Below are 13,741 nucleotides of genomic sequence, written 5' to 3'. Positions count from 1 at the left end.
TCGCGCTTGAGGAAGACGGGGTTGCGCAGGCGCGCCGAGAGGTTCGGCGCGCGCTCGAGCTCGGTCTCGCGGGCCACGTCGTAGACGCGGGCGGTGAGGATTTTCTTCAGGTAATCGTCGTGGGAGGCCATGCGAGGACGCGCCGGGCGCGGGACGGGAAAGGAAAACGTAGATGATAGCGCCAACGGCTCCCGCTCTGGCGGCCGGCCCGGACCACCCGGGAAGGGCCGGCGGGCCGCTCTGGCATGCCCGCCGCCGGTCGGCGCGGATGAATCTTCCGTGTCTGACAGCATTCCCACGCGGCGTCAGCGCGGGTGCGGATCATGCGTTAAAATCCGGTTTTGAAACAAGGATCGGAAGATGCACTGGCAACCTCGGACAGCCCATTTGATGCCCGCACGGCGCGAGACCCGCCCCGCGGCGCAGCGGCACGTCCGCCACGCACGATCGTGTCGCTAAGTCCGAGCGCCGGGGAACCATCGGCGTGAGCGTTGCCGCCATGTGCCTCCCCACCCCTTTCGTCCGCAGCCTGCCCCAGGCGGACACGATTTCAGAATAGCGCCCCACGCGCCCCGTCAGCCCCTGTCGCACCGGCCGTGAGCCGTGCGCGGGGCTGGCTCAAAGAGTCGTCCAACCATGAACGCACCTCAAGTTTTCGATCCTCACGGCGCCGCCGCCGCCGTGGCCGCCGACATCGAACCGCGCCTGCGCGAGATTCCCTACAACTACACGTCCTTTTCGGACCGTGAAATCGTTATCCGCCTGCTTGGCGAAGCGGCGTGGAACGCGCTCGCCGAACTGCGCGCCGAGCGCCGCACCGGCCGCTCGGCGCGCATGCTCTACGAAGTGCTGGGCGACATCTGGGTCGTGCGCCGCAATCCGTATCTGCAGGACGATCTGCTCGACAATCCCAGGCGCCGCGCACTGCTGATCGAAGCGCTGAACCACCGCATCGCCGAAATCGAGAAGCGCCGCCGCGCCGACCTGGTCGAGCATGCCGACGAGGAAGGCGTGAACCGCGCCGCGCGCGTGGAAACGCTGATCGCCGCCGCGCGCCGCGCGATCGACGCCTTCGCGGGCGAATTCGAGAAAATGGCCGATCTGCGCCGCCGCGCGACGAAGGTGCTCGGCAAGCGCACGGCGAGGGACAACATCCGCTTCGACGGAATCGCGCGCGTCTCGCACGTGACCGACGCGACCGATTGGCGCGTGGAATATCCGTTCGTCGTCTTGACGCCCGACACCGAAGCCGAAATCGCGGGCCTCATCAAGGCGTGTTTCGAACTCGGCCTCACCGTGATTCCGCGCGGGGGCGGCACGGGCTATACGGGCGGCGCGGTGCCGCTCACGCCGTTCTCGGCCGTCATCAACACCGAAAAGCTGGAGCAGCTCGGTCCCGTGGAAATGACCGACCTGCCGGGCGTGGACCGCAAGGTGGCGACGATCTTTTCGGGGGCGGGCGTGGTCACGCGCCGCGTGACCGAGGCCGCCGACGCCGCGGGCTTCGTGTTCGCGGTCGATCCGACTTCGCTCGACGCGTCGTGCATCGGCGGCAACGTCGCGATGAACGCGGGCGGCAAGAAGGCAGTGCTGTGGGGCACGGCGCTCGACAACCTCGCCTGGTGGCGCATGGTCGATCCGCAGGGCAACTGGCTCGAAGTCACGCGCCTCGACCACAACATGGGCAAGATCCACGACGTTCCGGTCGCGCGCTTCGAACTGAACTGGTTCGACGGCGAGTACGCGCCGGGCGAAAAGCTGCTGCGCACCGAGTCGCTCGACATCGAGGGCAGGCGCTTTCGCAAGGAAGGACTCGGCAAGGACGTCACCGACAAGTTTCTCGCCGGCCTGCCGGGCGTGCAGAAGGAAGGCTGCGACGGGCTCATCACGTCGGCGCGCTGGGTGCTGTACAAGATGCCCGCGCACACGCGCACCGTCTGCCTCGAATTCTTCGGCCAGGCGCGCGAGGCGATTCCGAGCATCGTCGAAATCAAGGACTATCTGTTCGAGACGTCGAAGCAGGGCGGCGCGATTCTCGCGGGCCTCGAACATCTCGACGAGCGCTATCTGCGGGCGGTCGGCTATGCGACCAAGAGCAAGCGCAACGCGTTCCCGAAGATGGTGCTGATCGGCGACATCGTCGGCGACGACGCCGATGCCGTGGCCGCCGCCACCTCGGAAGTCGTCCGCATGGCCAACGGCAAGAGCGGCGAAGGCTTCGTCGCGGTCTCGGCCGAGGCGCGCAAGCGTTTTTGGCTCGACCGCAGCCGCACGGCCGCCATCGCGAAGCACACCAACGCGTTCAAGATCAACGAAGACGTCGTGATCCCGCTCAACCGCATGGGCGAGTACACGGACGGCATCGAGCGCATCAACATCGAGCTGTCGATCAAGAACAAGCTGCAACTGGTCGACGCGCTCGAAGCGTTCTTCAAGGAAGGGAAGCTGCCGCTCGGCAAGAGCGACGACGCCAACGAAATTCCGTCTGCGGAACTGCTCGAAGACCGCGTGCAGCAGGCGCTCGATCTGCTCAAGCGCGTGCGCGAGCGCTGGACGTTCGTCGGCGAAAAGCTCGACATGCCGTTGCGCGAGGCGCAGCACTCACTCGTTCAGCTTGGCTATGAGGCGCTGGCCGAGAAGTTCGCCGACCGCGCCGATACGCAACCGGGCGTCAACGTGTTCCACGTGACCCAGGATCGCACGGTGCGCGTGTCGTGGAAGCAGGAGATCCGCGCGGAACTGCGCCAGATCTTCAACGGCGGCGCGTTCAAGCCGATCCTCGACGAAGCCCAGGCGATCCACAAGAAGGTGCTGCGCGGGCGCGTGTTCGTGGCGCTGCACATGCACGCGGGCGACGGCAACGTCCACACGAACATCCCGGTCAACTCCGACAACTACGAGATGCTGCAGGACGCCCACGCGGCGGTCGCGCGCATCATGAAGCTCGCGCGCTCGCTCGACGGCGTGATCTCGGGCGAGCACGGCATCGGCATCACGAAGCTCGAATTCCTCACCGACGAGGAGATCGCCGAGTTCCGCGCGTACAAGCAGCGCGTCGATCCGGAAGGGCGCTTCAACGCGGGCAAGCTGCTCGACGGCGCCGACCTGCGCAACGCCTACACGCCGTCGTTCGGCCTGATGGGCTACGAATCGCTCATCATGCAGCAGTCCGACATCGGCGCGATCGCCGAATCGGTGAAGGACTGCCTGCGCTGCGGCAAGTGCAAGCCCGTGTGCGCGACGCACGTGCCGCGCGCGAACCTGCTCTACAGCCCGCGCAACAAGATCCTCGCGACCTCGCTGCTGGTCGAGGCGTTCCTCTACGAAGAGCAGACGCGCCGCGGCGTGTCGATCAAGCACTGGGACGAGTTCAACGACGTGGCCGATCACTGCACGGTCTGCCACAAGTGCGTGACGCCGTGTCCGGTCAAGATCGACTTCGGCGACGTGACGATGAACATGCGCAACCTGCTGCGCAAGATGGGCAAGAAGAAGTTCAACGCGGGCAACGCGGCCGGCATGTTCTTCCTCAACGCGACGAACCCGCAGACCATCAACCTCGCGCGCACGGCGATGATGGGCGTGGGCTACAAGGCGCAGCGCCTCGGCAACGACCTGCTCAGGAAGGTCGTGAAGAAGCAGACGGCGCATCCGCCCGCCACGACGGGCAAGCCGCCCGTGGTCGAGCAGGTGATCCACTTCGTCAACAAGAAGATGCCGGGCAACCTGCCGAAGAAGACAGCGCGCGCGCTGCTCGACATCGAGGACAACAAGATCGTGCCGATCATCCGCAACCCGAAGACGACGAGCGTCGATTCGGAAGCGGTGTTCTACTTCCCCGGCTGCGGCTCGGAGCGCCTCTTTTCGCAGGTCGGCCTCGCCACCCAGGCCATGCTCTGGGAAGCGGGCGTGCAGACGGTGCTGCCGCCGGGCTACCTGTGCTGCGGCTATCCGCAGCGCGGCTCGGGCCAGTTCGACAAGGCCGAAAAGATCGTCACCGACAACCGCGTGCTGTTCCACCGCGTGGCGAACACGCTGAACTACCTCGACATCAAGACCGTGGTCGTGTCGTGCGGCACCTGCTACGACCAGCTCGCGGGCTATGAATTCGAGAAGATCTTCCCGGGCTGCCGCATCATCGACATCCACGAATTCCTGCTGGAGAAGGGCATCAAGCTCGACGGCGTGACGGGCACGCGCTACATGTATCACGACCCGTGCCACACGCCGATCAAGACGATCGACTCCATCAAGCTCGTGAACGAGCTGATGGGCTCGGAAAAAGACGGCTACAAGATCGAGAAGAACGATCGCTGCTGCGGCGAATCGGGCACGCTGGCCGTCACGCGCCCGGACATTTCGACGCAGGTGCGCTTTCGCAAGGAAGAGGAAATCCGCAAGGGCGCGGCGAAGCTGCGCGGAATCCCGATCGCCGCGACCGGCGTCAGCGGCGCCAACGGCGTGCAGCCGGCCACGCAGCAGGAAGCGGGCGGGCAGGGCACGACGCAGGACGTCAAGATTCTGACGAGCTGCCCGTCGTGCCTCCAGGGTCTGTCGCGGTACAACGAGGACGCCAACATCGAAGCCGACTACATCGTGGTGGAAATCGCCCGGCACATGCTTGGCGAAAACTGGATGGCGGACTACGTTCAGAACGCGAACAATGGCGGAATCGAGCGCGTGCTGGTCTAATGGCAGCGCTCAATTTTCCGTGAACGGGTTCGGGGACGACGATGGCATGCGTATTCTGCAGTGAGGAAGGCGGCGATGTGCTGTGGCAAGACGAGCGCATGCGCATCGTGCTCGCGACCGCCGAGGCTGACTATCCCGGCTTTTGCCGGGTCATCTGGAATGCGCACGTCGCCGAGTTCTCGGATCTCGGCGCGGCCGACCGGGATCATCTGATGCGCGCGGTGTACGCCGTCGAACGCGCGCTGCGCCGCGTCATGCAGCCGTCGAAGGTGAATCTCGCGAGTCTCGGCAATCAGGTGCCGCACGTGCACTGGCACGTGATCCCGCGCTTCACTAACGACGCGCATTTCCCGATGTCCGTATGGTCACCGCGCCAGCGCACGGTGTCAGAGGCGATGCTGGGCCAGCGCCGCGCGCAGGCCACGCTGCTGCGCGACGCGGTGCGCCAGGAAATGGGTGAGGCGCAGGCCTGAGCATGCAAGCGGCGGCGGCCGCCCAACAGCAGGGACGATCATGAGTGGACTGAAATCCGATACGCCGGTGCCGACCGGCGTCGTGGTGCACGCCCTTTCGCGCGTGCTCGAACTCCAGTATGCGAACGGCGAAAGCTATCGCGTTCCGTTCGAACTGATGCGTGTGTATTCACCGTCGGCGGAGGTGCGCGGTCACGGGCCCGGCCAGGAAACGCTGCAGACCGGCAAGCGCGAGGTGACGATCACGGCGCTCGAAGGCGTCGGCAACTACGCGCTGCAGCCCACGTTCTCGGACGGGCACAACACCGGCATCTATTCGTGGGACCAGCTCTACGAGCTCGCCACGCGCCAGGACGAGCTCTGGGCCGAATATTTCGCCAAACTGAAGGCGGCGGGCGTCGAGCGCGACACGCCGATGGCGGCGCAGGCACCCGGCGGTGCCGCGCACGGCCACTGCCACTGACGCTTCCTGTTACGATCCTGCCCCGCCGCTTCGCTGACAGAGCGGTCCACACCCCAACAGAACACCCTTCCGCGAAAGGACGAGCGCGATGAGCAAAACCCACTTCGGCTATCAGACAGTCGACGAACAGGACAAGGCGAAGAAGGTGGCCGGCGTGTTCCACTCGGTTGCCTCGAACTACGACCTGATGAACGATCTGATGTCGGCTGGGCTGCACCGCGCATGGAAGACGTTCACGATCGCGCAGGCGAACGTGCGGCCGGGCGCGAAGGTGCTCGACATCGCGGGCGGCACCGGGGATCTTTCGATGGCGTTTGCGAAGAAGGCCGGTCCGGGCGGCGAGGTCTGGCACACCGACATCAACGAGTCGATGCTGCGCGTGGGCCGCGACCGCCTCATCGACCACGGCGTCATCACGCCCGCGCTGCTCTGCGACGCCGAAAAAATTCCCTTTCCGGACAACTACTTCGACGTGGTGACCGTGGCATTCGGCCTGCGCAACATGACGCACAAGGACGCCGCGCTGGCCGAGATGCGCCGCGTGCTCAAGCCGGGCGGGCGCCTGCTCGTGCTCGAATTTTCGAAGGTCTGGGAGCCGCTCAAGAAGGCCTACGACGTCTATTCGTTCAAGGTGCTGCCGTGGCTGGGCCAGCGCTTCGCTCAGGACGCCGACAGCTATCGCTATCTCGCGGAGTCGATCCGCATGCATCCGGACCAGGAAACGCTCAAGACGATGATGGAACAAGTCGGCCTCGATGCCGTCAAATATTACAATTTGTCAGCTGGCGTGGTAGCCTTACACGTCGGCACAAAGTATTAGTGTTCCCAACCTACTGTCTTTAAAGGAATTTTCATCATGTCTGTGCCCCGAACCCGTGCTTTCCAAAAGCTTTCAAAATTGTGGGCCAGACAGATTGGTGTATTGGCCCTCGTCGGCGTGATGGTGGCTGGCAGCCTGGCGTCGTTCGACGCGGAGGCACGCCGCATGGGGGGCGGCCGTAGCTTCGGCAAGCAGTCGTCGATTGCCTCCCAGCGCAGCACCACGCCGCCGCCCGCGCAACCAGGCCCTGCGAATCCCGCGCAGCAAGCCGGCGCCCAGCGCGCGCCCGGCACGCCGGCACCCACGCCCGCACCGGCCCGCAACCGCTGGCTCGGGCCGATCGCAGGCCTCGCGGCCGGCCTCGGCATCGCGGCGCTGCTCTCGCACTTCGGTCTCGGCGAAGCGTTCGCCGGCATGATGGCCAACATGATCGTGATCGCGCTGATCGCCATCGTTGCCGTCTGGCTGATCCGCAAGGTCATGAGCCGCCGCCGTGCGGCGGAACCCGCGTACCAGGCGGGCGGCGGTTATTCCTCGTCCAGCGGCCTGAACCAGTCGTCGGGCGGGTATCAGCCGCAGGAGCCGCGCTACTCGGCGCCGCCGACGGGGCAGTACCTCGCGCCCGAAGCCAACCCCCTCAGTACGCCGAACATCGAAACGCCGCCGTCCATCCCGGCTGGCTTCGACACCGAAGCGTTCCTGCGCAACGCGAAGGTCTATTTCGTGCGCCTCCAGGCCGCGTGGGACGCGGGCAACATGGACGATATCCGCGAGTTCACGACACCCGAGATGTTTGCCGAGATCCGGGTCGATCTTGCGGGCCGCGGCTCGCAGCCCAACCAGACCGACGTCGTACAGCTCAACGCGGACCTGCTCGGCGTGGAAGATCGCGGCAGCGAATATCTCGCGAGCGTGCGCTTCTCCGGCCTGATCCGCGAAGGCATGGGCGAGCCGGCCGCACCGTTCGTCGAGGTCTGGAATCTTTCGAAGTCGCGCACGTCGGGCGAAGGCTGGCTGCTCGCGGGTATCCAGCAAGTCGATTCACACTGAGTTCGCGCTTGAAGCCGGCCGCTTCGTGATTTGATTCAGATCACGCGGTCCGCGTGACGTGAGCCGCCGCGCCGGGTCGGGTGGCGGCGCGATCCTCCGGCTCGAACGTTACAATAGGAACCCGCCCGGGCCTGTGCCCGTGCGGGTTTTCTTATTCCATGCCGATGACTCTCGCCGCCAAGCCCTTCGCTGCCGCCGTCAATCACCTGCTTGCCCGCGAAACGTGGGCTCGCGACCGCCTCGCTCCGTATGCCGGCAAGACGGCGCGGCTTTCGTGCCCGCCCGTCGTTCTCACGCTCCTCGTGCAGCCGGACGGCTATCTGGGCGCCGTCGAGGACCACGATGCGGGCGACGTCGACGTCACGCTTTCTTTGCCTGTGGGCGCACTGTCTTCGTTCGTGCAGGGCGGCCAGGCGGCCGTGATGAAGCACGTGAAGATCGAGGGCGACGCCGAGTTTGCGCAGATCATCGGCAAGCTCGCCGAGCACTTGCGCTGGGAACCCGAAGAGGACCTGGCCAAGCTCATCGGCGACGCGCCCGCTTCGCGCATCGCGTCGTTTGCGCGCGCGGCCGGCGAGCAGGCGCTACGCGCAGGGCGTAACGTGCTCGGCTCGGTCACGGAATATCTGCTCGACGAAAACCCGCAGCTCGTGCGGCGCGCCGAGCTCGACGGCTTCAACGAGGCGCTGTCGCGCGCACGCGATACGCTGGCGCGCACGGAAAAGCGCATCGAGCGACTCGAACAAAAATCACAGGCCAGGGGCGCGAGCCAAAGCGCTGCGCCGCGCGGCTCGCGCTAGTCAACAGGCCTTCCAGACATGCGTCTTCTGCGTTTCCTCAAGATTTTCTTCACCGTCATCCGCTTCGGGCTGGACGAGATGATGCTGAGCCGGATCAACGACCGGCGTGTGCGGCTGCTTCTGCGCATCACCACGATCGGCCGCCGTTTCGACGATCCGCCCGGCTTGCGTCTGCGTCTCGCGCTGGAGAGCCTCGGCCCGATCTTCGTGAAATTCGGCCAGGTGCTGTCTACGCGCCGCGACCTGCTGCCTTCAGACATCGCCAACGAACTCGCGAAGCTCCAGGACCAGGTGCCGCCGTTCGATTCGAACGTGGCGATCGGCCTGATCGAAAAGTCGCTGGGCGCGCCTGTCGAAGCGCTGTTCGACGAGTTCGAGCGCGTGCCGGTGGCGAGCGCCTCGATCGCGCAGGTGCACTTCGCCAAGGTGAAGTCGGGCCAGCACGCGGGCAAGCCGGTGGCCGTGAAGGTGCTGCGCCCGAACATGCGTCCGGTGATCGATTCCGACCTCGCGCTGCTGCGCGATCTCGCCGTATGGGCCGAGCGCCTGTGGGCCGACGGCAAGCGCCTGAAGCCGCGCGAGGTGGTCGCGGAGTTCGACAAATACCTGCATGACGAACTCGACCTCATGCGCGAGGCCGCCAACGGCAGCCAGCTGCGCCGCAATTTCGCGGGCCTCGATCTGCTGCTCGTGCCCGAGATGTACTGGGAGTTCAGCACGCCCAATGTGCTCGTGATGGAGCGCATGGTCGGCGTGCCCATCAGCCAGGTGGACAAGCTGCGCGCGGCGGGCGTCGACATTCCGAAGCTCGCGCGCGAGGGCGTCGAGATCTTCTTCACGCAGGTGTTCCGCGACGGCTTCTTTCACGCCGACATGCATCCGGGCAACATTCAGGTGAGCCTCGATCCCGCGCATTTCGGCCGCTATATCGCGCTCGATTTCGGCATCGTCGGCGCGTTGTCGGACTTCGACAAGAACTACCTCGCGCAGAACTTCCTCGCGTTCTTCAAGCGCGACTATCACCGCGTGGCGACGCTGCACATCGAGTCGGGGTGGGTGCCGCCCAATACGCGCGTCGAGGAACTGGAGAGCGCCATCCGCGCCGTGTGCGAGCCGTATTTCGACCGCGCGCTGAAGGACATCTCGCTCGGCCAGGTGCTGTTGCGCCTCTTCCAGACCTCGCGCCGCTTCAACGTGGAGATCCAGCCGCAACTCGTGCTGCTGCAAAAGACCATGCTCAACGTCGAGGGCCTCGGGCGCTCGCTCGATCCCGAGCTCGATCTCTGGAAAACGGCGAAACCGTATCTCGAGCGCTGGATGACGGAGCAGATCGGCTTGCGCGGCTGGTACGAGCGCTTCAAGATCGAGGCGCCGCAGTGGAGCAAGACGCTGCCGCAATTGCCGCGCCTCGTGCATCAGGCGCTGCTGCACCACCAGGAGCCGAGCGGTCACGCCAACGACGAGACGATCCGCCAGATGCTTGCCGAGCAACGGCGCACCAACCGCCTGCTGCAGGGTTTGCTGGTGTTCGGCGTGGCCGTTGGCGTGGGCATGGTGGCCGCGCGCATGTGGCTCGCGTTCGCCTATGGCGGCTGACAAGACAAGGAATGAGACGATGAGCGAACCGACCCTCCCGCAGCAACCCGGCGAAGCGCCCGAGTTCGAAACCCGCGACCCGGCGTCGCCCTCGTTCTGGGACGAGCGTTTCGAACGCGGCTTCACGCCGTGGGACCAGGCGGGCGTGCAGCGCGCGTTCGAGGCCTTCGCCGCCGCGCACCCCGACGCAGCAGTGCTGATTCCTGGCTGCGGCAACGCCTGGGAGGCGCGCTGGCTCGCCGGGCACGGGCGCACGGTGCGCGCCATCGACTTCGCCCCTGCCGCGGTCGCGAGCGCGCGCGCGGCGCTGGGCCAGTACGCGGGCGTGGTCGAGGAGGCGGACTTCTATGCCTATACGCCGCCGTTCGCTCCCGGGTGGGTGTTCGAGCGCGCCTTTCTGTGCGCGCTGCCCAAAGCGCAGCGCGCCAGCTACGCCGCTCGCATGGCCGAGCTGCTCGCGCCCGGTGCGTTGCTGGCGGGTTACTTCTTTATCGGCGAGACGCCCAAGGGGCCACCGTTCGCGATCGCGCGCGACGAACTCGACGCATTGCTCACCCCGTTCTTCACGCTTGTGGATGACGAGCCCGTCGCCGATTCGCTGCCGGTGTTCGCGGGGCGCGAGCGTTGGCTCGTGTGGCGTCGCAACGACGCTGCGCCAGTGCGCGCCTGAGGCGCATTCAGCGGGCGCGCGGACGCGCGCCGCATGCGCGCCCTTGATCCGCAAGCCAGCCGCCCTTATCTGCATGAAGGCGGCCGCGACCCCTCCGACTCTCCCCGCAGGGCACCCAGCCCCGGTAAATGCCAGGGGCGATCCTGGTTTGCGGCTATAATTCAAGGCTTTGCAAGCAATTATCAGATTTTCATCAGGATAGAGATCATGCCGATCTACGCTTATCGCTGCGAGTCGTGCGGCTTCGACAAGGACGTGCTGCAAAAGATCAGCGATGCGCCCCTGACGCAGTGCCCGAACTGCGGCGCGGACGCCTTTCGCAAACAGGTCACGGCAGCCGGCTTCCAGCTAAAGGGCTCGGGCTGGTACGTCACCGATTTCCGGGGCGGTAACGGCGGAAACGGCGGCGGCACGAGCGGCGCGGCCACGAGTGCGAAGGACGCCGCTGGCGAGGGTGCGTCGTCGTCGGAAGGCACCAAGCCGGCGGGCGAGAGCGCGGCGAGCGGTTCGGGCGCAGCAGCGCCCGCAGCGAGCACGCCCAGCCCGGCGGCCTCGACCTGACAACCTGCGGCGCGATGGCCCGGAAGACGGGAAATCGCGCCGCGCAGAAGCCGCGCCGTGCGCGGCCCCGCATGGCGGTGTACATGACGATCAAGAAAGCGACGTTCAAATCGGTATTCCTGACCGGCCTGCTGGTGCTGGTGCCGCTGGCTATCACGCTGTGGGTGCTCAATCTCGTCATCGGCACGATGGATCAGACGCTGCTTTGGCTGCCCGAATCGTGGCGGCCGGAGCGTGTGTTCGGCGTGCGCCTGCCGGGCCTCGGCGCGGTGCTCACGCTCGCGTTCATCTTCGTGGTGGGCCTGCTCACGCACAACTTCATCGGCCAGAAACTGGTGGAGTGGTGGAACGCGCTGGTGCGACGCATTCCGATCATCGGACCCCTGTACGGGAGTATCCAGCAGGTTTCCGATACACTGCTTTCGAGCAACGGCAACGCATTTCGCAAGGCGCTCCTGATCGAGTATCCGCGCAAGGGTTCGTGGACGATCGCGTTTCTCACCGGCATTCCGGGCGGCGACGTGGTCAACCACCTGCAGGAAGATCACGTGAGCGTGTACGTGCCGACTACGCCGAATCCCACGTCGGGCTTCTTCCTGATGGTGCCGAAGAGCGAGGTGGTCGAGCTGGACATGACCGTCGACGCTGCGCTCAAGTATATTGTTTCGATGGGCGTGGTCGCGCCGGCCGCCTCTCCTCGCCGCCCCATCGATCCCCCGCTTTAATACCGGACGACGCGCGTCGCGCGACGCTGCCGTTCATTCATGCATAACGAAAGACGAACATCATGTCGATGAGATCTGAATACTGCGGTCTGGTGACCGAACAGCTGCTGGGCCAAACTGTTTCGCTGTGCGGTTGGGTGCATCGCCGCCGTGACCATGGCGGCGTCATCTTCATCGACCTGCGCGACCGCGAGGGCCTCGTCCAGGTGGTCTGCGACCCCGATCGCGCGGAGATGTTCAAGGTCGCCGAAGGCGTGCGCAACGAATTCTGCGTCCAGGTGAAGGGCGTCGTTCGCAATCGTCCGGAAGGCACGGTCAACGCCAACCTCACGAGCGGCAAGATCGAGGTGCTGTGCCACGAGCTCGTGGTGCTCAACGCGTCGGTCACGCCGCCGTTCCAGCTCGACGACGACAACCTCTCGGAAACCACGCGCCTCACGCATCGCGTGCTCGACCTGCGCCGCCCGCAGATGCAGCACAACCTGCGCCTGCGCTACCGTGTGACGATGGCCGTGCGCAAGTATCTCGACGCGCTCGGCTTCATCGACATCGAAACGCCGATGCTCACGAAGAGCACGCCGGAAGGCGCGCGCGACTACCTCGTGCCGTCGCGCGTGAACGCGGGCCAGTTCTTCGCGCTGCCGCAGTCGCCGCAGCTCTTCAAGCAGCTGCTGATGGTGGCGAACTTCGATCGCTACTACCAGATCGTCAAGTGCTTCCGCGACGAGGACCTGCGCGCCGATCGCCAGCCCGAATTCACGCAGATCGACTGCGAAACGTCGTTCCTCGGCGAGCAGGAAATCCGCGACCTGTTCGAGGACATGGCGCGTCACGTGTTCAAGGAAACGATCGGTGTCGAGCTCGACGCGAAGTTCCCGGTGATGCAGTACTCGGAAGCAATGAGCCGCTTCGGCTCGGACAAGCCGGACCTGCGCGTGAAGCTCGAATTCACCGAGCTGACCGACGCGGTGCGGGACGTCGACTTCAAGGTGTTCAGCGCGCCGGCCAACACGAAGGACGGCCGCGTCGCGGCGCTGCGCGTGCCGAAGGGCGGCGAGCTTTCGCGCGGCGACATCGACGGCTACACGGAATTCGTGCGCATTTACGGCGCGAAGGGTCTCGCGTGGATCAAGGTCAACGAAGTCGCGAAGGGCCGCGACGGTCTGCAAAGCCCGATCGTCAAGAACCTGCATGACGCCGCCATTGCCGCGATCGTCGAGCGCACGGGCGCGCAGGACGGCGACATCATCTTCTTCGCGGCCGACCGCGCGAAGGTCGTGAACGACAGCCTCGGCGCGCTGCGCCTGAAGATCGGCCACTCGGAGTTCGGCCGTGCCAACGGCCTCGTCGAGAAGGGCTGGAAGCCGCTGTGGGTCATCGACTTTCCGATGTTCGAGTACGACGAGGAAGAAAGCCGCTACGTGGCCGCGCACCACCCGTTCACGAGCCCGAAGGACGAACACCTGGAATACCTCGAAACGGATCCGGGCCGCTGCCTCGCCAAGGCTTACGACATGGTGCTGAACGGCTGGGAAATCGGCGGCGGCTCGGTGCGTATCTATCAGGAAGACGTGCAGAGCAAGGTGTTCCGCGCCCTGAAGATCGGTCCGGACGAAGCGCGCGCGAAGTTCGGCTTCCTGCTCGACGCGCTGCAGTACGGCGCGCCGCCGCACGGCGGCATCGCGTTCGGTCTGGACCGCATCGTCACGATGATGGCCGGCGCCGATTCGATCCGCGACGTGATCGCGTTCCCGAAGACGCAGCGCGCCCAGTGTCTGCTCACGCAGGCGCCGAGCCCGGTGGACGAGCGTCAGCTGCGCGAACTGCACATCCGTCTGCGTCAGCCCGAGCAGAAGGCGGCGCAGTAAGCCGGCGCGGGTCAAGCGCCAGC

At 65.7% G+C, this 13,741-nt stretch carries 11 protein-coding genes; all 11 read left to right on the top strand.

Translation table 11 applies throughout. The features are described 5' to 3' along the window. The first annotated feature begins 636 nt into the window (after positions 1 to 636). The 11 genes from BLU17_RS24320 to aspS all read left to right on the top strand — a co-directional run bounded on the left by BLU17_RS24320 (position 637) and on the right by aspS (position 13,718). Positions 637 to 4,692, top strand: coding sequence for a DUF3683 domain-containing protein (locus BLU17_RS24320; RefSeq protein ID WP_092002522.1), 4,056 nt, complete (start codon positions 637 to 639; stop codon positions 4,690 to 4,692). 41 nt (positions 4,693 to 4,733) lie between these two features. Next, positions 4,734 to 5,165: an HIT family protein gene (locus tag BLU17_RS24315; protein WP_092002520.1), complete on the top strand. Its 432-nt coding sequence runs from the start codon at positions 4,734 to 4,736 to the stop codon at positions 5,163 to 5,165. A gap of 40 nt (positions 5,166 to 5,205) precedes the next feature. After that, on the top strand, positions 5,206 to 5,628 hold the full coding sequence (locus BLU17_RS24310) for a gamma-butyrobetaine hydroxylase family protein (protein ID WP_092002518.1): 423 nt from the start codon (positions 5,206 to 5,208) through the stop codon (positions 5,626 to 5,628). A gap of 88 nt (positions 5,629 to 5,716) precedes the next feature. Then, positions 5,717 to 6,448 carry a bifunctional demethylmenaquinone methyltransferase/2-methoxy-6-polyprenyl-1,4-benzoquinol methylase UbiE gene (gene ubiE / locus BLU17_RS24305; RefSeq protein ID WP_092002516.1) on the top strand — a complete coding sequence of 244 codons (732 nt, stop codon included), beginning with the start codon at positions 5,717 to 5,719 and terminating at the stop codon, positions 6,446 to 6,448. Positions 6,449 to 6,484: 36 nt separating this feature from the next. Further along, a complete protein-coding gene (locus tag BLU17_RS24300) occupies positions 6,485 to 7,498 on the top strand; it encodes a Tim44 domain-containing protein (protein ID WP_092002508.1) in 1,014 nt (337 codons plus the stop codon). A 164-nt stretch (positions 7,499 to 7,662) separates the two neighbouring features. Next, positions 7,663 to 8,298 (top strand): ubiquinone biosynthesis accessory factor UbiJ, encoded by a 636-nt coding sequence (locus tag BLU17_RS24295; RefSeq protein ID WP_092002544.1) that lies wholly within the window; start codon positions 7,663 to 7,665, stop codon positions 8,296 to 8,298. Between the two features lie 18 nt (positions 8,299 to 8,316). After that, positions 8,317 to 9,894: a ubiquinone biosynthesis regulatory protein kinase UbiB gene (ubiB, locus tag BLU17_RS24290; protein ID WP_092002505.1), complete on the top strand. Its 1,578-nt coding sequence runs from the start codon at positions 8,317 to 8,319 to the stop codon at positions 9,892 to 9,894. Positions 9,895 to 9,913: 19 nt separating this feature from the next. After that, positions 9,914 to 10,564, top strand: coding sequence for a methyltransferase domain-containing protein (locus tag BLU17_RS24285; protein WP_092002502.1), 651 nt, complete (start codon positions 9,914 to 9,916; stop codon positions 10,562 to 10,564). Between the two features lie 207 nt (positions 10,565 to 10,771). Beyond that, positions 10,772 to 11,125 (top strand): FmdB family zinc ribbon protein, encoded by a 354-nt coding sequence (locus BLU17_RS24280; RefSeq protein ID WP_092002499.1) that lies wholly within the window; start codon positions 10,772 to 10,774, stop codon positions 11,123 to 11,125. 83 nt (positions 11,126 to 11,208) lie between these two features. Further along, complete coding sequence (locus BLU17_RS24275) at positions 11,209 to 11,850, top strand: DUF502 domain-containing protein (protein WP_092002541.1); 642 nt, start codon at positions 11,209 to 11,211, stop codon at positions 11,848 to 11,850. Positions 11,851 to 11,912: 62 nt separating this feature from the next. Then, positions 11,913 to 13,718, top strand: coding sequence for an aspartate--tRNA ligase (gene aspS / locus BLU17_RS24270; RefSeq protein WP_092002496.1), 1,806 nt, complete (start codon positions 11,913 to 11,915; stop codon positions 13,716 to 13,718). The last annotated feature ends 23 nt before the right edge of the window (positions 13,719 to 13,741 follow it).

It is taken from the genome of Paraburkholderia lycopersici, from assembly GCF_900096975.1.
GTDB classification, from domain to species: domain Bacteria; phylum Pseudomonadota; class Gammaproteobacteria; order Burkholderiales; family Burkholderiaceae; genus Paraburkholderia; species Paraburkholderia lycopersici.
This window is presented reverse-complemented; position numbering and strand designations above follow the sequence as displayed.